Genomic DNA, 20,545 nt, shown 5'->3' on the forward strand with positions numbered 1-20,545 from the left:
TTTATGTGTCTGGCGAGCGATAACCCGGGGCCAACAGCGTTCTTCACGCCGGAAAGTGTTAGATGGTCTTTGAACCACAGGCGGTATTCGGGGCTACGCAGACTGCGGTCTGGTGAACAGAGCAGCCCAGCCGCACTTATACCAAACGGAGTCTAGGCGGCCGCCTTGAGACAATCTCAGTGGGCGGGTCCCCTGAAACCACTGACAGCCGAGTAAGCTTGAAGGTCAGGGCATTGATCTCATCCACGCTAATGCAAAGACTCTTCGCGATTTCACCTCGCCCCACCCTGCGACTCTGCAGAAAGTCCAACACTTTTGTTAGCAATTGGGAGCTTTCTCGCTCCATCGGCTCTGGTTCGCTTGTGCGATAGCCGTTTTTGGCAATCTCAATGCACAGATTGCGATACGTCCACTCTGTTACTTGGCCTAAAGTGTTGTAGCGGTAAGCCAGCGCGGCCAGTGATACGCCCCAGTAGTGTTTAAGCTTCATCAGATACCTGATGGTGAATGCTGGCGGCTTGTTTGCAATCACGCTTTCCTTTGGCATAAGGAAGGCAGCGGCGAATGCATCTGCCTGACGCTCCATCTCAATGCCTTGGGCCTCGCCGTGTTGCATGCTGTAGACATCGCGTACCAAATGGCCTAGCTCGTGGGCCGCGTCAAAGCGACTGCGTTCGGCTGACTTCATCGTATTGAGGAAGACAAAGGGCTTGCTGCCATACCACGTGCAGAAAGCATCCACCTCACGCGCTTCTTCAGCCAAAGAGAAGACGCGAATGCCTTTGGACTCCAGGAGGTGAATCATGTTAGGAATGGGGGCGTTGCCGAGGTCCCACATTCTGCGCAACGTAGCGGCGGCCTCTTCGGGAGAGAGATCGCTGAGGTCAGGCAGATCGGCTTGCGGCAGGTTAAACCTTTCCTCAATCCATTCGTTGATATTGACGGCAATGGCCCCTGCGCTGAGAGCACAATTTTTCATAGCCTCTGTCATCTTGGAGAGTGAGCGAAAACTGGCCGCATGCTCTCCGATGGTAGGCATCTTTTCTTCAATGCAAAAAAATTGCTGAGGGAAGTTCAGCAATTTTGCCATTTTTGCCAGGGTTTCCGAGTCAGGAGCAGAGCTCCCGGTCTCGTAGTTTTGGATGCTACGGCTGGTAACGCCGAGCTCCTTGGCCAATTGCGCCTTCGTGAGGCGCCTTCTAACCCGGGCAAATGTGATTTGCGAAGGGTTTATTTCTGACATGGTGACTGATCAAAAAGTGCCTGTCTTGGGCTCGACTTCCACCGTTGCCGGAGCATTGGGGGCGTCCTTACGGACAGTGAAATCCGCGGGATTGTTGGGGATGCCGCCCAGAATTAGGCGTTCACCCCATTCGATGATTTTCTTCTTGCCGAACCCCGTCGGGTAGGAGAGCTCGAACCTGACTTCATTCAATGCTTTGTCGTAGTGGTAGAGAAATGCCCAGACCTGGGTTTCCTTCTGCTTTGCCTTCGCCAATTTGAACGAGTCTTGGTTGAACAGCTCCAATTGGCGATTTGATTGAACGAAACCTTCGACGACCACGCCTTTTTCTGCTTGGTTGGTGGGGTCTTCAAAGCCCTTCTTGCCCGTTTCGTTATTGCCCGTCATCACCACAATGGAAACGGAGTGATCAGGCGAACTAATGAAGGGACAATTTTTTTCGTTGTGAATGCGCCACCCTCTCTCGCTCAGTTGAGTGCGCAGTACTTCCACGGTCTTCAGCCATTGCTGCACACCGGCTGCGGTGACAGCGGAGGCCCGCGTCGTGTCGTTGCGCGCGCCAAGCCCGCTTAGAACGGCGTTGTATAGGAGCTTAGTGACCAAGTCTGCTGATAGCTCTTGCAGCCGTGCCTCAACAAGCGCCGCGTCGGTAACAGTCTTGGCGCGCGAAGCGAAGGCCGCGGAATGGGCGAGCTCGAACTTAGATTTCGACACAGCAGCTCCTTTTCAATTTCCGGAAATTATACCTCATGTCGAGGGTAAAAAAGCGGAAAATTGCTGCGATCGAAAGAAGGGAGCTCTGATACCTCAATGGGGCCTCCCACTTCTGCAGAATCCATTCCTGTCCGCACGCTCTTGGATTGAAAGTTAATTCAACCACACATTACGCCCATGGAGAGCGATTGAATGCCACCGCCTCCGGACCGCCAGGTCTGCCATTTCCCCATGGAGCCATCGTGATACCCAACAATTCCCCGCTCGAATACTTACTCGCATTCGCCCTGACCTTCCTGATGGGTGCACTCTGGGCCCGCTTGCGCTGCAGCAGCAACCGTGACGCTCGCCGGAAGGAGCATGCGGCATGATGGCGGCATGCCCACATTGCCAGTCGCCGCAGGTGGTAAGCCGTAACCACGCGCGTAAGATCGGAGGCACTCTCGGCGCCATCGCCGGCGCTGCCAGCGGCTTTTCCACAGCCATGAAAGGCGCGCGCATCGGCGGCACGCTCGGTGGCCGGATCGGCCTAATCGCCGGCCCTCCCGGCGCCGCCCTGGGCACAGTCGCCGGGGCCATCCTCGGCGGCGTCCTCGGTGGAACGGCTGGCTGCTCGGCCGGTGCTACCTTGGGCGAGTTGGTCGACGACAAGGTCCTGCACAACTATCGCTGCCTGGACTGCGGACACACGTTCGGGCAGTCATCGGTCGAGTCTCATGTCCGCCGGCAGCCGTCCTTCGGCGAAACCGATTCTGGTGGGTACGCAGCCCATCCATTCGGTCTGAGTGAGGACGACGAGCCGTTTTCGCTGTCTCGCCGCTGATCCCGGCTACGGGCTCATCCCTCAGCACCGCCCTCCATACTGCCCTTCACTCCATTTTCAGCCCGGCTCTTGCCGGGCTTTATGCATTCGTCTTCCTAAAGGAACAATTCATGCACCTCGTTCAATCAATGGCCTACGTCGGCCAGCAACCGTGGCACGGCTTGGGTAACCGGCTGGCGCCCAACCAGTCGGTCGACGTGTGGGCCGAGCGCGCCGGCATGAACTGGCGTATCGAGTCGTCCGAAGTCCGGTTCGTCACTGGCATGGCTGGCATCGGCGCGATTCACGCCTTCCCCGACCAGAAGGTGCTGTACCGGTCCGACACCAAGGCGCCCCTGTCGGTTGTTTCCGCCCGTTACCAGGTTGTTCAGCCCTTGGAAATCTTGGATTTCTACCGCGATCTGACCGAAGTCGGCGGCTTCGAGCTGGAAACGGCTGGTGTGCTCAAAGAAGGTCGGAAATTCTGGGCGCTCGCCAAAACCGGCCAGACCGGCTCACTCAAGGGCAAAGACAAGGTCGACGGCTACCTCCTGCTCGCCACCGCCTGCGACGGCACGCTGGCGACGACCGCGCAATTCACCTCGGTGCGCGTGGTCTGCAACAACACGCTCGCTATTGCGCTTGGCAACAGTACGGGTGCCGTCAAAGTGCCGCACCGCAGCCAGTTCGACGCCCAGGCGGTCAAGCGACAGCTTGGCATCGCGGTCTCGTCATGGGACGCCTTCATGGTCCGCACCAAGGCCCTGGCCGAGCGCAAGGTCTCCGAGTCGGCCGCTGAGGCATTCTTCCGGCGCGTGCTGACCTATCCGGTGACCGCTGCCAGTGATCGCGACACCGTTACCGTCAATGAGCGCGCGATCAAGGCCGTCGGCCAGCTCTACACGGGGCACGGCATGGGTGCGCAGTTGCCCTCCGCGTCAGGAACAGCCTGGGGCTTGCTCAATGCGGTGACGGAGTTCACCGATCACCACCGCCGCGCTCGCAGCGACGACCACCGGCGCGATGCCGCTTGGTTTGGCGCTGGCGCGTCGCTCAAGCAGAAAGCGTGGGATGAGGCGCTCAAGCTCGTGGTGTAGCCGCCCCCCCTTCTTTCCTGACCTGTCGACCCGGTCGAGCTCGCTCACCGGGCCGCATCATTCTCTGGAGGCTGCATGAATGCCCTCGAACCTGCGCAGGCCAGACCCTCCCGCCCTGCGCTCAAGCTGGTCAAGACCACAGATCTCTCCCGCACCGACTGGCTGGCGGTGCGCAGAACCGGCATCGGTGGATCGGATGCCGCTGCCGCGGTCGGCCTCAACCCCTACAAGAGCCAGCTCGAACTGTGGCTGGAGAAGACCGGCCGTGATGCCGATTTGCCGAAACCCGATCCGAATGACACGACGGAGGCGGTCTACTGGGGTACCTTGCTGGAGCCCATCGTGGCAGCGGCGTATACCCAGCAGACAGGCCACCGCGTCCGTAAAGTCAATGCCGTCCTGCAACACCCCACGATCCCCTTCATGCTCGCCAATTTGGACCGCGAAGTGGTCGGCGTGCCTGATGTGCAGATCCTGGAGTGCAAGACCGCGGGAGAGTTCGGCGCCCGGCACTGGCAGGACGGCGTCCCCGAGTACGTCCAGTTGCAGGTCCAACACCAATTGGCGGTCACCGGCAAGCGCGCCGCCGACGTGGCCGTGCTGCTGTGTGGCCAGAAGCTGGAGGTCCATCGGATCGAGCGAGACGATGACCTGATCTCTCGCCTCATCCCGCTGGAGGCCCAGTTCTGGCGCTACGTCGAGACCGACACGCCACCGCCTGGAGACGGTTCGGAGTCCGCTGACCGCGCGCTGCGATGCCTGTACCCGAGGGATAGTGGCGCGACGGCGGATTTCTCGGAGGACCGCCAGCTATCCACCGTGTTCGCCGACCTGGTTGCCCTGCGCGCCGAGATCGGCGCACGGGAACAGGTCGCAGCCAAGCTAAAACTGACCCTCCAGCAAGCGATGGGCGACACCTCGCGGGCGCTCTTCGAGACCGGCGAGGTCAGCTTCAAGCGCAGCAAGGACAGCACCACGACCGACCTGGAACGCCTACGAGCCGAGCACCCGGATCTTGTTCAGCAATACGTCATCGCCAAAGCCGGCACCCGCCGCTTCCTCATCTATCCCTGATCCCTGGAGTCACCCGATGCTAAAAGGACTCGCCATTACTCCGCCCGTCATCGGGCGCATTTCCATTGGCCGCATGGTCGAGAAGAACGGCAAGCGGCTGCCAGAGAAGGATGACCAGTTCACCCTGACGACGCAGGTGCAAAACCGCGACGGATGGCTGCTGCACCCGCTCAACGAATCGCTGCGCAAGACGACGCCGGGCAAGCTGCGTTCGATCCCAGTACGAATGCTATTCAGCGACCCCGACTTGAACCTGCGTGCCGAATACTGCCTCTTCGACCGCGACACCGGCCGCCCCGTCTGTGTCGGTAATGGAGAACGCTGCAAACGCGTCGAGCAAGACGCCATTGCGACCCTGCCGTGCCCGTCGCCGGACGGTTGCCAATTCGGCGGCCCTGGTGGCTGCAAACCGTATGGGCGGCTCAACGTCATTGTGGGCGACGAGGATGAGATGGGGTCGTTCATCTTTCGCACCACGTCTTTCAACTCGATCCGAACGCTCGCTGCGCGGCTACGTTACTTCAGTGCGGCCTCCGGCAATCTGCTGGCCTGCCTGGCGCTGGAACTGAAACTGCGCGGCAAATCCACGACCCAGAGCTATCGCTCAGCGATCTACTACGTGGATATCGGGGTCCGAGCGGGGAAAACGCTCGACGACACCATCACCGAGGCACGCGAGCTGGATGCAAGGCGCAAGGCAGCCGGGTTCGACCAGGTGGCGCTTGATGCGGCAGCCAAGCTGGGTTTCAGCAACGGCACGTTCGAGGACAGCCCCGAGGAAGCTGCAGCAGTGGTTGAGGAATTCTTTCCCGAGGCCACGGACGATCGTTCGGAGTTGGGTGACGCCGGGAAGCCCGGCGAGGCCAAACCGCCCAGCCTGCGGGAGAAGCTGGAGCATAAAGCCGCACTGCTGGGCAGGACGGCGGCATGATGCGCATGAACTGCTGGACGTTCATGCTCGCGACGGGCGCGACTGGCACCGCGATCTGCCTGTCGGTGCTGGCCGGCTGGCAGCGCGGTGGATCCATGGCGGAACGGCTGGTGTGGGTGGCGCTTGGCATAGTGCTAGTCGCCAGTGCGCACCTGCTGCCTGCCCTAATCCGGGAAGCACACATCGTCATGCGCGTGGTGGGCGGCGCGCTGTGGTTCGCCTGTATGGCGACCGCCTGCTATGGGCATTCCACGTTCTTCCTGCTGGCCCAACGACATGCCGGGGAGCTGCGGTCGGCTGCCGTTCCTGTGAGCGCCCACGCGTCAACCAACCGCAGTCTCCCAGCAGTCATGGGGGAACGAGCGGCAGTGACGGAGCGACTGGCGACGGCTAACGCGCAGCACTGCACTGGCAACTGCACGACACTGGAGGCGCGTCGCGTCACGCTTGCCGCCAAGCTTCATGCGCTGGACGCCGAGGTCGACGACATTCGGCGCGGGCAGGCGGCGGATGACAAGACCATGACACAGCACGACGCGCTGGCGACCGATCCAGTCACGGGGCGACTCGCGGCGCTATTCGGCACGACCGTCGCGCGCGTCGATCTGTTGTCGGGCCTCACCTTCGCAGCGGTACTGGAAGGCGTTTCCTGTCTGCTGTGGACGATCGCGCTGCACCCCCGGCCGGCGCAGGGGGCCGCGGCAGTCGTACCCCCAGTCACGGCGAGTCACGAGGCAGACGGCAATCGCGCGCTGGATAACGATCCAGTCACTCCATTACCGGGCGGTGCATCCTCCGATCCGGACGTGACACAGCTCGTGCAGGACGTCGCCGCCGGACGACTCCGTCTAACCGTTGCCGACATCCGCCGCCACCTGGGTTGTTCGCAAGCCCGCGCGACTGCCCTGCGCCGTCAACTCGCCTCGCTCCCCTGACGGCATAAGCCGGGCATTCGCCCGGCGCTGTCCTTTCCTCCTTCCTTTCCACCTGACATACCCACATCCGGCCCCGCCGGAGGCCGGTGCTCGTCCCTATTCAGGAGAACCACATGACGGATCACACCGTACCCGCCTTACCCGCATTCTCCCGACCGCGCCTACGCCTCGGTCGTCTGCTTGCCACACCCGCTGCGTTCGATGCCCTGCGGACAGCAGGCGTCTCGATCTTTGCGCTGGTCAACCGCCACGCGCGTGGCGACTGGGGCGACGTGTCCGACGAGGACCGCCAGCACAATGACCTGGCTGCCATCGCCGGTCAGCGCGTGCTGTCCAGCTACCCGCTGCCGGACGGACAGAAGGTCTGGATCATCACCGAGTGGGATCGTTCGGCCACGACCGTCCTGCTGCCGGACGACTATTGATCAGCGACAACTGACATGACGAACCGACTTCTGCCCTCCAAACTCCGCACACAACCGCGCGTCGCGCTAGGCCGCGTCTTCGTCTCATTGCAGGCACTCAAAGCACTGGGCGCCGGACAAGCACCCCTCACACAGTTCCTGCTGCGCCATATGCAAGGCGACTGGGGCCTAGTCACCGACGAGGACTGGCAACGCAATGAACACGCGCTCGACACTGGCGATTTCCTGCTCTCCAGCTACGCCCTGTCCAGCGGACGGAAGCTCTGGGTGCACACCACCGCCGCGCGCTCGGCAACCTTCGCGCTCCTACCAGCCGAGTCGGGGCGAGTAAAGCCATGGCCCGCAGACTGGCCACACGCGGCTCAATGACGCCCGGTGTCGGCCCGACGACTACCGAGCCGGGCCGCCAGCTTCTCGACCATATCCACCAGCATGGCGCGGTCTCCGCTGCTGACTCTGGAAAGCAGGCGGGTTAGGTGGTGGGCCTGGTCGCTGGCGCGGTTGCTGGCTTCGGTCAGGAGATCGGCCGTCTCGCACTGAAAGATGTCCGCCAACTCGGCAAGCCTGCCGATGGTCGGCATGACGACGCCCCGCTCCATGCGGGACACCGCCTCGTTACCGATCCCCAGTCGTTCCGCGACCTGCTCCTGCGTCAGCTCCGCGGCGATGCGCTGTCTTGCGATCGCCCGTCCCACCACGCCGGCAAGCTGGTCCATGTCTGTCTTGTGCATGCCTTCTCCCAATCCACCCAAATGGTTGGGCATCGCCTTTTTGACATGAAGTGCTTTTTAGGTTGAACTTCCACCTTTTAAGTCGTTAACATCTTCGATGGATTGCCGGCAAGGACCGTCGGCTTCCTTGGTCAACTACTAAGAACGAAGAAAATCACAATGAATTCAAATATTTGCAAGACAACCGCTCTCAGCAACAGTCCGGGCAGCGTCAAACGAAAGAGGAGACTGAAGACCATCGCAGTTGGCGCCGGCATCTGCACTGCCACACTTCTGATGCTAGGCGGATGTGGTGGGGGTGGAGGTGGAGGTGGAGGTGGGGGTGGCGACAGCGCTGCGGTCGGGGGCGCTACTCCGCCGCAACCGACGCAAACCAGCCTGACCGGCAAGGCCATCGACGGCTACCTGGTCAACGCCAAGGTTTGCGTGGACCTGAACGACAACAACGTCTGCGACGCGGGCGAACCGCAAGGCAAAACTGACCAGGCCGGTAACTACTCGCTCGCCTTCGATGGCGACGTGACGGGCAAGAAGCTACTTGTACTGGTAACGCCAGACACACGTGACCTCTCGCGCCCGAACTACGTCTTCCCCGCCGCGTTCGCACTGACGGCCCCGATTGACGGCATCTCAGGCCAGAACGTCACGCCCCTCACGACGATGCAGCAGTCACTGATGGAACAAGGCTACTCCAAGGATGCGGCAGCCAAGGCGGTCGTCTCGTTCGTCGGTGGCGCTGTGAACCTGCGCGAAGACTACATCGCCAACGGCGACAGCACTACCGGCGCCTTCGCCATGCAGGTAGTGGACAAGGTCGCCCAGTTCGCCAAGAATGGCGCGGTCGATGCCAATACAGTGCGCGGGCTGATGAACGCCATTGTCCTCAAAGGCGGTATCGACAACGTCACGCAAGCTGACGTTGATACGCTGGCTGCCAAGCCAGTGCTTTCGACCGATGTCGATGCCAAGACGGTGCTCGCCGATGACCTCTACGGCTATCACGAGTACCTGGGCCTGAATGGTGTCGGTAGCGTGCAAACGCGCAACCGCCTCATCCAGAACGGTGACGGCGTGCGCATGGCGCTCGAAGCCTACCAAAACAGCCGGTGGACCGAGCCGAGCGCTGACAGCTTCACATCTTACATCGGTCACTACCAGATGAAGGCCGATGGCTCCTGGACGAACCTGCTCGGCGAAACCGATCAGCACAAGGCATCGCCCGTGGTTTCGGCTGTGGGCAATACCCTGACGCTGAGCGATGCGATCACTGGCGGTGGTCTCAAGATCGAGTTCCGTCGTGTGAACGTGGGCAGCAAGACCTTCGTCGAAGCAATGACCGACTGGATCAAGGAGGACTACATCCGTGAGGCGCTGCGAGGCAGCTTCCCGGCCGGTGCCGAAGGCGTGGTGGGCATTTCCTATCGTGACTACGACAACATCGAGCTGGATCTGCAGACCTGCGGTGTGGATCAGTCGCAATACATCGTGCAAGACGGTGTGTCGCACTGCAACTGGGTGGGTGACAAGAGCACGACCTACACGTCGCTCGACCAGATCACCGGCACGGAGTTCCTCATGAACGGTCTGCTGAAGGTCACGCTGAGCGCAGACGGCACGGCCGTGATGAAGGATCGCTACTCAGGTCAGACCCTGCTGGCCGCTCCCGAGTTCACCTGGGTACGCCACCCCGTCAACCCGAACGTGGCGATCCTCCGCCTCAACTCGGCTGACATCCGCACGCTGCCGATCCCGTACCAAAATGAAATCGCCGAAGGCGGTAACGTGGTGCTGGCTCTGCACGCAGGTCGCATTCAAGTTGGCAGCCGCATCCCGGCCGCCCTCACCAGCTCGTTCATGGTCTTCAAGAAGACCACCTTCGACCAGCTGTTCACCGCCGTCAACGCGGTACCGATGTAATCCCCTCTTCCGGGGGCCTCCGCCGCGCCTGCAGGGGCGCAGCATCCGAGGGCTTCGGCCCTCTTTTTGGGTTCATCGCCGATTCCCGTGAAACCCGATGGCCCGACGACGGCTTCGGACATAAATGCCCTTCGGGATCCCTGGCTGCTTGACCGATAAACCGCTCTCTAAGATTCATCTTAAGAAATACTCTCATGCGCACGACCATCATCGCCTTCGCTCTCGCCCTTTCGTCTACTGCAGCATTCGCAGTCAACACTTGCGACACAATGCCGATCAAAAATCAACGGGACAACTGTTGGTCGACTCTGATCGGTAACTACCAGGCTGAGGCTGACGAATACAATTTCGCAGTACAGCAGTCGAAGAAGGTTCCGGCCCCGGTGAAGCGGAATGTAGAACTGAAGCGTCAGGCCATCTCAAAGGATGCCGCAGGTCTGTGCCGGAAAGACGAACTCGGCTATCCGGAAAACAAGTGCTACATCAGCGTAATCGAGAGGTTCAAGGATTACACCTACAAGGAAACGTCGAAGTACGGCGTTCCCGACATGCGCCTGAATTGAAGTAGGTGTCTTAATTCCCAAGGAAACAAATGCGCAAATTCTTCGCGGCTCTCGCCATCCTCGCAATCTCTACGTTCGCCACCCAAGCCCAAGCTCAGTTTCGCGCCAGCGACGTCTGCAAAATGAAACGCAGCCAGTACGAGCGAGACCAGTGCCTCGAATACGGCCTCAGAGGCAGTATGTTGCGCGTAAAAGGCAACACCCAGCGACTCTTGGACTCTAATCGTGTTCCTGAGTTGGAAAAGGAGAATATCTTGAAATCCCACAAAAAGTGGGGCGGTCAGTTCGAACGCAATTGCTCGGACAACGAGTGTCACTATGACATGGCTAGCGCGCGCAACAGCGAGATCGAGAAGATTATGGCCAAGTACAACGTCGCCCCGATGTAAGCCATAACGCGGCACGAACGAGGAGAGTGGACCTGGCGTCCACTCTCCTCTATGTCTACCGCTTGATTTTTTTCTTCGTCGCCGGCGGGGTGAGGTGAGGATCCCTGAGCAACCCAATGCGGCCAGTTAGGGACCTGTGGCCGATTGCCTTGTCTCTATTTCGATTCGGAGTCCGTGGATATCAGCTGATTGCAAATGACAACGCGGCGGCAATGTTTCCGTAAGAATGTCCATGCGCCCCCTTCTAGATCTCATGTGCTGATCGGCTAGCTCCTCTCACCTGGTGCCCTCCAGTGAAGCAACATTTCCAAGGGCCCGTTTTTGCCCACCAGCTCTCTTGCGAGGGCAATACGACTCAGCAGTCTATGCCGTTCATCTGCGTCAAGGTGCTCAGCCGCTAGCGCCGCCGCGGTGAAATAAGCGTCAATCCGACGTGCTTCGTCCCAGCCTGCAATTGCTGCAAGAAGATCTCTTCGCGCATCCTGGCGAAATTTTTCTTGCCGCGCGCGTTCGTCTGCTTCTCGCCGACGCTTTTGCTCATCCTTCCATCGCCGGTCCTCTTCCTCGGCCAAGATTCTCGCCGCCTCCAGCTTTGCACTTAGGTCAGGGCCGGCTGATTCAAGCTCCCGCACAATGTCGGGCACCATTGAAGAAAACTGTCCCGGCTTATCCTCAGGCCATCGCTTGACCCAACTTACCCGCCACGACGGGCAGTACACCTGCAAGCAAAGGCGGCCGGAAGCCAAGTCCTTTGCCGTCGTCCAATACCTAGGGGCTGAGTACCTGCGGCGTTGCTCAGGAGTCAGATTTCGAACCGGGACATACTGGCTATTGCCAACGTAGAGCATTTCCACGATTTCGGTCATCTCAAAGAGCGTCAGACCGATTGGAACGTCGCCTATAAATACCACTGTTGGCCGCTCAGGCGCCCAGGCGCTGTGCTGGTTGCGGTTCTTCTCGGGGGTCTCGCGTAGGTCAACGTCGGCTCGTCGCATCTGCCCACTTGTCGGTGCGATCGTCACTCGGTGTCCACGCGAAGTCAGCGTTCGAAACAGCTTATCGGCTGCATCGATGGCGACGTCCAACCGCTCCTTCGACGATAGAACGTCGACCAATAAACGCTTGAACGGACGAAGAATGCCGTTCTCGCTATCGCGAGTCTTCTCAAAGAAGGGCTTAATCCCGATCAGTAGTGGGTGCAAGGGCTTCCCTGCCGTCGGCTGATGAGACCGCCTCCGTATTTTTTGCGCGGCCACCGGCGCGCCTTCGACGGTTGGCGAGGGAATCCTTGCTATCCTTTTAGCCGCCCGCTCGTTGGTGCCGATGAAGTCCCCCGAGCGCCATTCCGTAATATCACCTGCTCTAACTTCCGGCAACGCGGGCTGTGCAGGCGCCTTTCCGTACGCAAGTTGTGCCCAGTACCCCCGAGGTGGCCGAGGAACACGCAGTTCAGTACACACTCGAGCCATGTAGCTTGATGACACTCCCAGCCGCTCGGCGACCCGAAGCATGGGCTCTCGCCATACGAGCTCGTAAAGCTGCTCACGGGACAGTGGAGCCACCTGCGCACTAGCCAGCCCGCAGCCCCTTGTCTCGTACGCTTCCTCTGTCACAGCAGTTCTCCCGAGTAGGTTTGCAAATCACCGCTCCGGATTCTGGGGCATCAGAATCGAATTGAATCCAGTGCTCGCGGGCGCAATGTCGGTGTCATCCCTGCAGTCCTTGAGGCACTGCTAGTGCGAGTAGCGTCTGCGGCGCCTTTCTTCTCAGCAACGGTACACCGAACTGTCACCCGCGGGGTTCATTCAGCAGCCGGTAGGAGTGCAATTTGCCACCCCACCGGCGGTCGCTTTGCAGACCCATTTCGGTCATTCGATGGCCCTGTAGCGCAAAGTCCGCTCTTGCCACAGCTAGACGTTGCGCCACTGGTGTACGGTCCGCTGAGGGCCGGGCAACTCGAGTAATTTTTGGTGATTTAGCCGAGCTGCTCAACTCCATGATGCGAAGCGGCCGGAAACAGTTTGGCATCGACCACGGCAGATCGTGCCGCCGCTACATCAGCAGCGAACAGCACGACTGCCAAGTCCTTCACCGCACGAGAGCAGCAGACGTAAAATAGCCGCCTCGTGCGGTCGAGCACCGACTCCTTTCCTTCCGCGATATTCGCTTTGTCAGTGTCGGACAGGGGCGCGTAGCCGAGATATTTGCCGTAGGAGTATTGGTTGTAGGATGCCTCCTCATCGTCGAGTACCACGAGCACGCGCTCGAACTGCGCGCCCTTGACGCCGTGATGGGTCGCGAACGGCGACTCTTCGAGGATATATTTACGGTGGGCCCAGAGTTCGCCGACATTGCATTCAAGGAACGCCGCGACATTGCCAAAGCCCTCCGCCCCATCGTCGACCGGGTCGTCCATGAGATGCGCGGCGAAGCGGTCATCGAGAGCCACCAGCTCGGTGTCCCGGACGTGCCGGAGGACGTCGCGGGCCGTCGCTGCTGACCCGTCGGCCAGCAGCGTGGCCAGTTGCTCGATTGCGTGCTGAAGGGCGACGAGGACGGGAGCCACTGCCTGCCCGCGCAGCCGTTCTGGTTCCAGGCAGGGACTGTCTGCGCGAAGGATCGACATGATCGTGAACTGGTCACCTGCACGCGATGCGACGATCAGCGGCAGCAGTTGCTGAACGAACGGCCGAAGAGGCCAGGCCGAACCGTCGGCAATGCCTTCGCTCAGGCTCTGCGGCGCGTGATCGTTTAGAGCCGAGTAGAGCGAAGCAAAGCCGAGCCGCTTGGCGGCCATGCGATGCACGAGCACCAGCAACCGGACATCGCCGTCGCGCATGTCACTGGTCCACAAACCGTCGCCGGTTTGCGCGGCCAGCCAGGCTCGTACTGCACCGAGACGAGCGGTCCTTTGATCATCACTTGGCAGGATGAAAATGTTGACTGTGCCGACCACGGACTGCTCTTCCCCATCCACGGTCACGGTGCGGCCACGGGTCTGGACTAGACCATCGCCCGGCGCACGCACAGCGTTGATCACGCCGAGGACCGAGGTCGGGCAGCGGAAGTTTTCCGGCTTGGTTATCTCGCCCCAGCCGGGAAGCAGCTCGATCGCACCGGCTCCGGTACCGTAGATCTTCTGCATCGGGTCGCCGAAAAAGCCGACGCAGAGGGGCTGCTCGCTGGCGATCTGCCGGAGCGCTTGGATGACGGCGGGCTGAGTGTCCTGACTCTCGTCGACGAAAATATAGGGAAATCGCCGCGCCACGATTTCGCGTAGCAAATGGTGCTTCTCGACGCAGGCCGGGGTCAACTTAAGGATGTCGTCATGGCCGAGAATGCCTTCGGAGTAACGGCTGCCCGTTCCGTAGGTGAACTTCTCGACCCGACCTACCGCCTCGAGCTCGGCTTCGAGGCCGACGATCTCCTGATCGAGCCTCATCTTGGTCGCGGCCCGTGTACCAGGCTTGTCGTAATGGGCGCGCTTCTCGGCGATCTTCTCCTCAATACGGCTGACGACCCAGGCAGCAATGTCTGACTGGAACGAGCGAACAACCGACCACAGGAAGCTGTGAATGGTCGAGATATGAAATAGCGGGGTAACGCCTACGTCGGCGGAGATCTCGCCGACCGCGACTTCGGTGTAAGTGATGCAGGCGATCTGCTGGCCCGCACGCCGTAGCGCCTTTCCGCGCGTTTCACGGAGATGCGCGAGCGCTTTGATCAGCGATGTGGTTTTTCCCGACCCCGCGCCTGCCACCATCACGAACGAGCGCGGCGGCGCCTGACCGAGACAGTCGCGGACATCGACGTCGGCTTGAGTGTCGGGACTGCCGAGGCGGCTTGTCATGCCACCACCGCGGCGACGGCCGGATCACCAACCGCCTGCTCCTCTTGACCGTCGTCATCGGGCTCGGCCGGTGGGGCGACCTCGCCCTCGAGCCAGCGCAGCCCTTCGGCGATATAGGTCGGCACCGACCATTGCGTCGGATCCTCGGCCAACAGAGCCAAGGCGAAATCGGTCTTGCTGAAGCTCTTCGCCTGGACCCGCCGATGAATTCGGCGGGTTAGCTCAGCTAGGTCCTTGTTGTCGGACCTAGCGATGCGAAGCTGCAGCGGCTTGCGCGCGATATCTTGGCACCAGGCGAGGTTCTCGAGCGCGAATGCCTCTTCGAGCGTGCGACCGGCCAACGCTTGTGTTTCACCTGCCCATGTCACATTTGTGCGGCACTGATAGGCGACGCGCACGATCGCCTCGCTGTTCTCGCTCCGTGCCTGCGTCTTCTGGTCGTCTGTAGCCTCCCAAAGCATGGCCACCGTGCCGCATCTCGGCAGCCATTGCCGCAAGGTCTGGTTGGAGGTCACAGCGCCGGGATGACTCGCGACGCATACCTTGCCCGGCTTGCCTTCTGCTCCGGCGCCAGCTTCAGCGTCCTCGTCGTCGTCATCTTCTTCCTTGAGCTCCGCCCCATTATCACCAACCGCCGGTGCGCCGGCGTCCGCGCCATTCTCCACAGCGCCAGCAGCGGGCGCCGGAGGCCCGAAGACGCTGTCTAGGTCCGTAATGATGAGGGCCGTGAGACCGAGAAACTCGATCAGTGTTTTGAAGCGATAGCCGAAGGCGCCGCCAATCTCAAGAACAGTAAGATATGTCGACTGCAGGCGCGGTGCCGCATTGGCGATCATCTGTGGAAGCAGCAGCCGTTCGACATTGCCTTCCACTAGCACCGCGCCATCTGCGAAGAACAGGTCACAGTGGCTCAGCTTGAGATAGCGCTCAAGGAATGTCCGGACATCGTGGTCAGTAGCATCGTAGAACACCGACATGTTCAGCACGGCCGAGGTCGAAACATGCTCGGCGCGGCTGCGGCGGAAGTAGCGAATTGGCCGGAAACCGCGCTCGTACAGAATGTGAGTTGAATGGGTCGTGACGACGACCTGGCTTGTGTAGTGTGTTCGGTCCTCCGCGCCCAAGGCGAGGATGGACATCACCTTGCGGATGAAGGCCTGCTGTAGCTGGGCGTGCAGATGGGCCTCAGGTTCCTCGATGAAGATAAGGTGCACAGGCGGCCTGTTATCCTCGATCGCAAGCCATTGGGCGTGAAGGTCAAGGAGTTCGACCACCATGAAGATCAGGTTCTTGAAGCCGAGACCGTTGTAGCTGTCGGGCAGCGTCGGCGGCTCCGGCGCGCCGTCGTCCGGGCCGAGCGCATAATGCACTCGCGCGCCGTGCGGACTGCTCATGATGGATGCGGGATCGAGCGCCGAGCGGATCACTAGCCGGGGATTGCTGAGCCCCGGATAACCGAGTTGCGCCAGACGCTGCAAGGTCGGCTCGAACACCTGCTCGAGATGCTCGTTCAGCGAGACCTCGGACTCGGCGAGCGCCCGCAGCGCCGCAAGATCCTCGCCCCTCTGCTCGAGGTTGCGTTCGTAGAAGCGGCTCAGCACGCGCGAGAGGGTCTCGGCCCGCGTGCTGCCCGGCGCGTCAGCAAGATGCCGCTGCGCATGCAGGAAGTCGATACGCAGCAGACCATTGAGAATGTCGCGCCCGCTGCGATCACGCCCGGTCAGGGGCATGGGGTCATAATCTTGCTGCGCGACCATGTTCGCGTCGAACCGGGTGGGATCGAGCACGAAGTGGCGAAGCTCATATTCGTCGTTCAACCGGTCGCGCAGATAGTCCTGCAAATTGCGCGGCGAGGGATCGAATGCGGGACCTTCTCCGCCAGCAACAGCCTCGAGCGCGCGTTGCCGCGCCTCGGCGTAACGCGCGCGGGTCGCGTCGGAATCGATGGGAGCGAACACCACCCTCATCCCAACCAGCGAACCTTCCCATGCCAAGCTGGGCAGCAGATCAACCACACGGTGGATGTCGTCAGCGCTGATCTCCAGCCAGATATCGACCTCGATCGTTGGCAAGCGCGCATTGGCATCGCCCTCGCCGTACGCTACGATCTGCGGCCACTGGTCGGCGCTGAAATCATAGACACTGAACCTTCCTCGCTCAGTAAAGAGCTGGAGCACATGGCCGACTGAAGTCTTCCCGCTGTTGTTCGCACCGACGAAAATCGAGATGTCCGAAGCAAGATCGATCATGACGTCGCGCAGTCGGCGAAAATTGCGCACGGCCAGCTTCTTTAGGTGCATCCTACCCCCCGTTGATCACGCACGGCATTTTTTTGGGCCTAGGTAAATGGGCCCCATGTTATCTGCGAAAGCGTAAATTTGCGAGCTAAGCGTGTCGGCTTTTCAATCGCCTGTTGAGTTGCACTCAGAACTGACCCATCAGACCCGGGTAAGATTTCGGCGCAATTCAACAGACAAAGCCAGCGATCGTAACAACGAGATCAAAAAAAGCATGGACACGCCGACATAAACGAGGGAGAGTGGGCGTTATGCCCACTCTCCATAGAGTCGCTGTTTTTTGCTTTATCGCCGATCTCTGAGAGTCACAGAGCGACCCCATTGTAGTCCTTGAGGGGTGACATCAATCGCTCCCTTTTTGCAGCGGTGGGCACTCGCTGACCGCTGTACCTCGAACTCTCTTAGCCGCCTTGCAACGATCAATCTCATGCAGGGGATAAAATACGATGCCGAAGGTCAGCTGTTAGTTGACGGCGTGGATCCATGTGCCCATCGAACAGATCAACTCTCACCCCTCCTCCGCCGGCAACACTTTCCGGTCAAACGCAATCTCAAATCCATCTGGCACCGGTTTGAATGGCTTGGTTGGAGACCGGTGGCTGCTCTGAAACTGTCGTAGTGCCTGCACGTCGATTTCACCGATCACACAATAGTCAGTCACGCCCCCTTTGACTCGAAGCAGGTCACGTTGCCAACTCTCTTTGAACGGGGCGCGTATGCGGCTGTCGCCGTATTGGCGGTCGTTGCACTGAATGATGTAAGCATGCACGTCCAGTGCCGCCGATTCCACCAGGGCGTTGAAGGTTTCGGTATCCTGGTTCCACTCCGGCACAAACAGGGCGTCCACTTTGCCGCGCAAGGCGGCACGGTAACTGATGTTGGTCAATTCGCTGCAGACCAGCAGCGCAAAACGCAGATCGCCATGCTGCAGGATTGGCGGTGTCTGCCAAGCCTTGTCAGGCTTTAGCTCTAGTTTGGCCAGGCGCGTTAGCTCTTGCTCCTCGTGCAATGCTGGTCGCTGCTTGTCCTGCCGGTAAATCATCAGCGAGGGGAATCCGAGGCCGTCGTGCGACAGTGCGGCCCACACCTGATTGCGCACCCGCGCCTTGCTGGCGTGCAGGTATTCGATGCCGGTGATCAGCGATATACCACGCCCCTGCAACTTGCGGGCGATGCGGATGAACCAGTGTGCGGGCAGGGCAAGCTCGGGCAGTACGAGGTAACGGCTGTGCTGCGGCTGGGCAATCACCCCGTCGAGCAATCGACACAGGCGTGCATAGCGCTCGGCGTCGGGGTCAGGCATCCGCATGACCGCCGCCGTCCAGCTCGCCATGCGTGTTTTCCAACTGGACACGGCAATGCCATATCGGCGCTGCGGCTGGTCATCCGGAATCTGCAGCACGCCATGCTTATCGAAGCTGGGTGCAGCCTCGCCCAGGTTGAAGCCACGCACCGCAAGAACCACCGCTTTCATGGCAGCATGCTCCGAGGCCTCATAGGCTGCCTTGTTCAGAATGAACAGCTCAGGCAGGTTGTATGGGCGGGAGGCAAACAGCAACCCATGCGGGAGGTTTTTGAACCGGGTCAACTTGGCAAGTATTTGGCTACCTTTGATCACGTTGTCGGGCAGCAAGTCTGCCGCGTTGGCGCAGTGTGTGGCTGTCTTCTTGGCCGGAATGCCGCGCTGGGCCACCATCTCGCTGGGTAGGCCGATGAAGCGGAAAGGCATGTGCGCCAGGTCGAACGAAAACAGGCGCGCTTGCTCGGCTTGAAAGCCTTTGGGGGACAAGAACCAGTTCAGGAGGACATCGACATCCAGAACCGGCAGATAGTCCGCCATGTGCGCTTGCCATGCTTGCTGGCCGGCCTTGGACAATCGCGGTGGAAAAGCCGCGCTGATGCTTTCTCGCACGGTCGTGTAAAGCTGGCTTTGCCAGCGGGCCATCAGCTCATTGCCGAGCGGCACGTGCTCTGCAGGGCAGGCCTTAACACCGAGCGCGCAGTTTTGCTTTACTTGCTTGCAGAGTTGTTCGAGCGCACGCAGGATCTTGCGCAGAGCTTCAAAGTCTTCGCACGCCGTTGCTAGGCGAATAACCCGTGGCAAGTAAACCGCCAGATCAAAAAACTGCGGTAGCACCAGTACATGCTGGACAAACGCGCGGAAGAAGGCTTGGCGATGTTCTCGCCAAGCGTCCGGCGTCAGATCACGCTCGTAGGCTTCGAAGTCCCGCAGCTTGATGGCAAAGCCGGCGCGGCGCATCGTCAAGGCATCGGTCTTGCGCAGGTTGTCGGCGGCCTCGCCGTCGCTTTGCGTTGCGGCGAGCAAGTCAGTGCCAACGTGGCTGGCGGATAGCGGCAATCTGGGCATGGCGCGCCATTCGCTGGCACGCTCATGGATCTGGTGGGCAATTGCGTCCACCAGTGTCTTGCCCGGTTCTCCCGCCAGTAGAAATACCTTGTTCTTCGCGTTGGCAAAATGGATGCGGCTGTCGCTCAGATAGTCCGGCTCAAAGCCAATCTGTTTGTGCTCAGATTGCGCCACCCAGCCCAACTTGCCGCGAGAACGCGCGAACAGCCACTCCCAGAGCTCGGACGTTGAGCGAAAACCTGCAGCGTTCTCCATGACCAACAGGATGTCGTCCACATAACGGCCGTAATACAGAGGCGCACACTGCTGCTCGACGATTCGGTCCAGCTCCGCAAGCGCGACATTCGCCACGACTGCTGAGGCAGGTAGCCCGACCGGCAATCCTTTCTTCAAGGGTGTCGCCGCTGCCCAAGCCAGTAAGGCCTGAATGAACATGCGATGGAGCTTGGCCTGATGGGCGGCCAGTTCCAGTCCCAGCACACCCGTGACGAAAGCCGGATTGAGCATGAAGCCGGGGTTCAGCTCGTGATAGAAGGAGCTGACATCCGCGGTGAGCGCCACGATCTTCTTGCCGGCATCCAGTGCGCTTCGCATGGTTGCGATGCCCTTGTCGCGCCAGTCGCGGAAAGGCTTGAGATAAGGCTGGAAAGAGCCGAGAGAGAGCTTGTTGATGCCCCTTCCGTCTTGGGTGCGGCGTAGACGATTGCCAAAAGCGCAGCCGCTCAGCTCGGCATCGAACAGGTGGCCTACCTCCAGCATCCACAGCGCGGACAGCACATGAAAGTCCACGCTGCATTGCGCCATCACCCGAAACTCGGCTTTGGGCCTTTGAGGCTCGTCGCCTTCTGCCAGCAGGTGGCAGGCATTTGCCCATTCGTCCGCCGGAGAGGAAAAAATCATGCCGTTCCCGTGCTGCTCGCGGTACCGATCCCAGCATGACATGTCCACAGACTTGGTAGCCAAGGTCCAACTGCCGATGAACTCGGGTTGTGTTACCCAAGACTCATCGTCACCATGAATCTTGGCGAGTAGGGCTATCAGGTTGGCGTGCAGCTTGTCCTCATAGTCTGCAATCGCTGCGATCGAAGCATGGGATGAGTAGTACAAGTCAACTTTGGCTTTGCGGTAGGCCAAGCCAAGATCATGGAGGCTGGTCACTGGTCTTGTATATTCTGGCGGGGGTTCCGGGCCGGTTCTGGGCGGCCTTCG

The 20,545-nt window shown here is 60.4% G+C and carries 17 protein-coding genes and 1 pseudogene; 10 read left to right on the forward strand and 8 right to left on the reverse strand.

Annotated elements, in window-relative coordinates; translation table 11 throughout:
• Position 1 precedes the first annotated feature (1 nt).
• The 3 genes and pseudogenes from RR42_RS41760 to RR42_RS18695 all read right to left on the reverse strand — a co-directional run.
• Positions 2-119 (reverse strand): annotated as a pseudogene (locus tag RR42_RS41760) (WYL domain-containing protein); the annotation flags it as partial.
• 17 nt (positions 120-136) lie between these two features.
• Entirely contained in the window at positions 137-1,243 is a 1,107-nt protein-coding gene (locus tag RR42_RS18690) for an XRE family transcriptional regulator (protein WP_043350117.1), read from the reverse strand.
• Positions 1,244-1,252: 9 nt separating this feature from the next.
• A complete protein-coding gene (locus tag RR42_RS18695; RefSeq protein WP_043350120.1) occupies positions 1,253-1,957 on the reverse strand; it encodes a hypothetical protein in 705 nt (234 codons plus the stop codon).
• Between the two features lie 367 nt (positions 1,958-2,324).
• Here RR42_RS18695 and RR42_RS18700 point away from each other — a divergent pair, with 367 nt between their 5' ends.
• The 7 genes from RR42_RS18700 (at position 2,325) to RR42_RS18730 (ending at position 7,590) form a co-directional block, all read left to right on the forward strand.
• Entirely contained in the window at positions 2,325-2,780 is a 456-nt protein-coding gene (locus tag RR42_RS18700) for a hypothetical protein (protein ID WP_063778420.1), read from the forward strand.
• Positions 2,781-2,890: 110 nt separating this feature from the next.
• Positions 2,891-3,856 carry a DUF932 domain-containing protein gene (locus RR42_RS18705; protein ID WP_043350124.1) on the forward strand — a complete coding sequence of 322 codons (966 nt, stop codon included), beginning with the start codon at positions 2,891-2,893 and terminating at the stop codon, positions 3,854-3,856.
• A gap of 75 nt (positions 3,857-3,931) precedes the next feature.
• Positions 3,932-4,930, forward strand: a complete 999-nt coding sequence (locus RR42_RS18710; RefSeq protein ID WP_052494699.1) for a YqaJ viral recombinase family protein — start codon at positions 3,932-3,934, stop codon at positions 4,928-4,930.
• A gap of 16 nt (positions 4,931-4,946) precedes the next feature.
• Complete coding sequence (locus RR42_RS18715; RefSeq protein ID WP_043350125.1) at positions 4,947-5,861, forward strand: hypothetical protein; 915 nt, start codon at positions 4,947-4,949, stop codon at positions 5,859-5,861.
• Complete coding sequence (locus RR42_RS18720) at positions 5,861-6,796, forward strand: hypothetical protein (RefSeq protein WP_043352380.1); 936 nt, start codon at positions 5,861-5,863, stop codon at positions 6,794-6,796. The genes RR42_RS18715 and RR42_RS18720 overlap by 1 nt, the downstream gene beginning before the upstream one ends.
• A 113-nt stretch (positions 6,797-6,909) precedes the next feature.
• Positions 6,910-7,221, forward strand: coding sequence for a hypothetical protein (locus RR42_RS18725; protein WP_043350127.1), 312 nt, complete (start codon positions 6,910-6,912; stop codon positions 7,219-7,221).
• A gap of 15 nt (positions 7,222-7,236) precedes the next feature.
• Entirely contained in the window at positions 7,237-7,590 is a 354-nt protein-coding gene (locus tag RR42_RS18730; protein ID WP_052494700.1) for a hypothetical protein, read from the forward strand.
• Here the strand turns inward: RR42_RS18730 and RR42_RS18735 are convergent.
• Entirely contained in the window at positions 7,584-7,952 is a 369-nt protein-coding gene (locus tag RR42_RS18735; RefSeq protein WP_043350131.1) for a helix-turn-helix domain-containing protein, read from the reverse strand. The two genes, RR42_RS18730 and RR42_RS18735, sit on opposite strands and share 7 nt — an antisense overlap.
• A gap of 159 nt (positions 7,953-8,111) precedes the next feature.
• Between RR42_RS18735 and RR42_RS18740 the strand changes: the two genes are divergently transcribed.
• The 3 genes from RR42_RS18740 (at position 8,112) to RR42_RS18750 (ending at position 10,821) form a co-directional block, all read left to right on the forward strand.
• On the forward strand, positions 8,112-9,869 hold the full coding sequence (locus RR42_RS18740; RefSeq protein ID WP_144409853.1) for a hypothetical protein: 1,758 nt from the start codon (positions 8,112-8,114) through the stop codon (positions 9,867-9,869).
• 194 nt (positions 9,870-10,063) lie between these two features.
• Positions 10,064-10,432 (forward strand): hypothetical protein, encoded by a 369-nt coding sequence (locus RR42_RS18745; RefSeq protein WP_043350136.1) that lies wholly within the window; start codon positions 10,064-10,066, stop codon positions 10,430-10,432.
• Positions 10,433-10,461: 29 nt separating this feature from the next.
• The gene (locus RR42_RS18750) at positions 10,462-10,821 is read left to right on the forward strand and encodes a hypothetical protein (RefSeq protein ID WP_043350139.1); all 360 of its coding nucleotides are present in this window, start codon (positions 10,462-10,464) and stop codon (positions 10,819-10,821) included.
• Positions 10,822-11,087: 266 nt separating this feature from the next.
• Here RR42_RS18750 and RR42_RS18755 read toward each other — a convergent pair whose 3' ends face one another.
• From RR42_RS18755 to RR42_RS18770, 4 genes are all read right to left on the reverse strand, one after another.
• On the reverse strand, positions 11,088-12,023 hold the full coding sequence (locus tag RR42_RS18755; RefSeq protein WP_052494701.1) for a hypothetical protein: 936 nt from the start codon (positions 12,021-12,023) through the stop codon (positions 11,088-11,090).
• Positions 12,024-12,796: 773 nt separating this feature from the next.
• Positions 12,797-14,671: a UvrD-helicase domain-containing protein gene (locus RR42_RS18760; RefSeq protein WP_043350142.1), complete on the reverse strand. Its 1,875-nt coding sequence runs from the start codon at positions 14,669-14,671 to the stop codon at positions 12,797-12,799.
• Entirely contained in the window at positions 14,668-16,971 is a 2,304-nt protein-coding gene (locus tag RR42_RS18765) for an ATP-dependent nuclease (RefSeq protein ID WP_043350144.1), read from the reverse strand. The genes RR42_RS18760 and RR42_RS18765 overlap by 4 nt, the downstream gene beginning before the upstream one ends.
• 505 nt (positions 16,972-17,476) lie before the next feature.
• Positions 17,477-20,470, reverse strand: coding sequence for a reverse transcriptase domain-containing protein (locus RR42_RS18770; protein ID WP_201777351.1), 2,994 nt, complete (start codon positions 20,468-20,470; stop codon positions 17,477-17,479).
• Positions 20,471-20,545: the final 75 nt, after the last annotated feature.

The sequence above is a fragment of the Cupriavidus basilensis genome, assembly GCF_000832305.1.
In the GTDB taxonomy this organism is placed as follows: domain Bacteria; phylum Pseudomonadota; class Gammaproteobacteria; order Burkholderiales; family Burkholderiaceae; genus Cupriavidus; species Cupriavidus basilensis_F.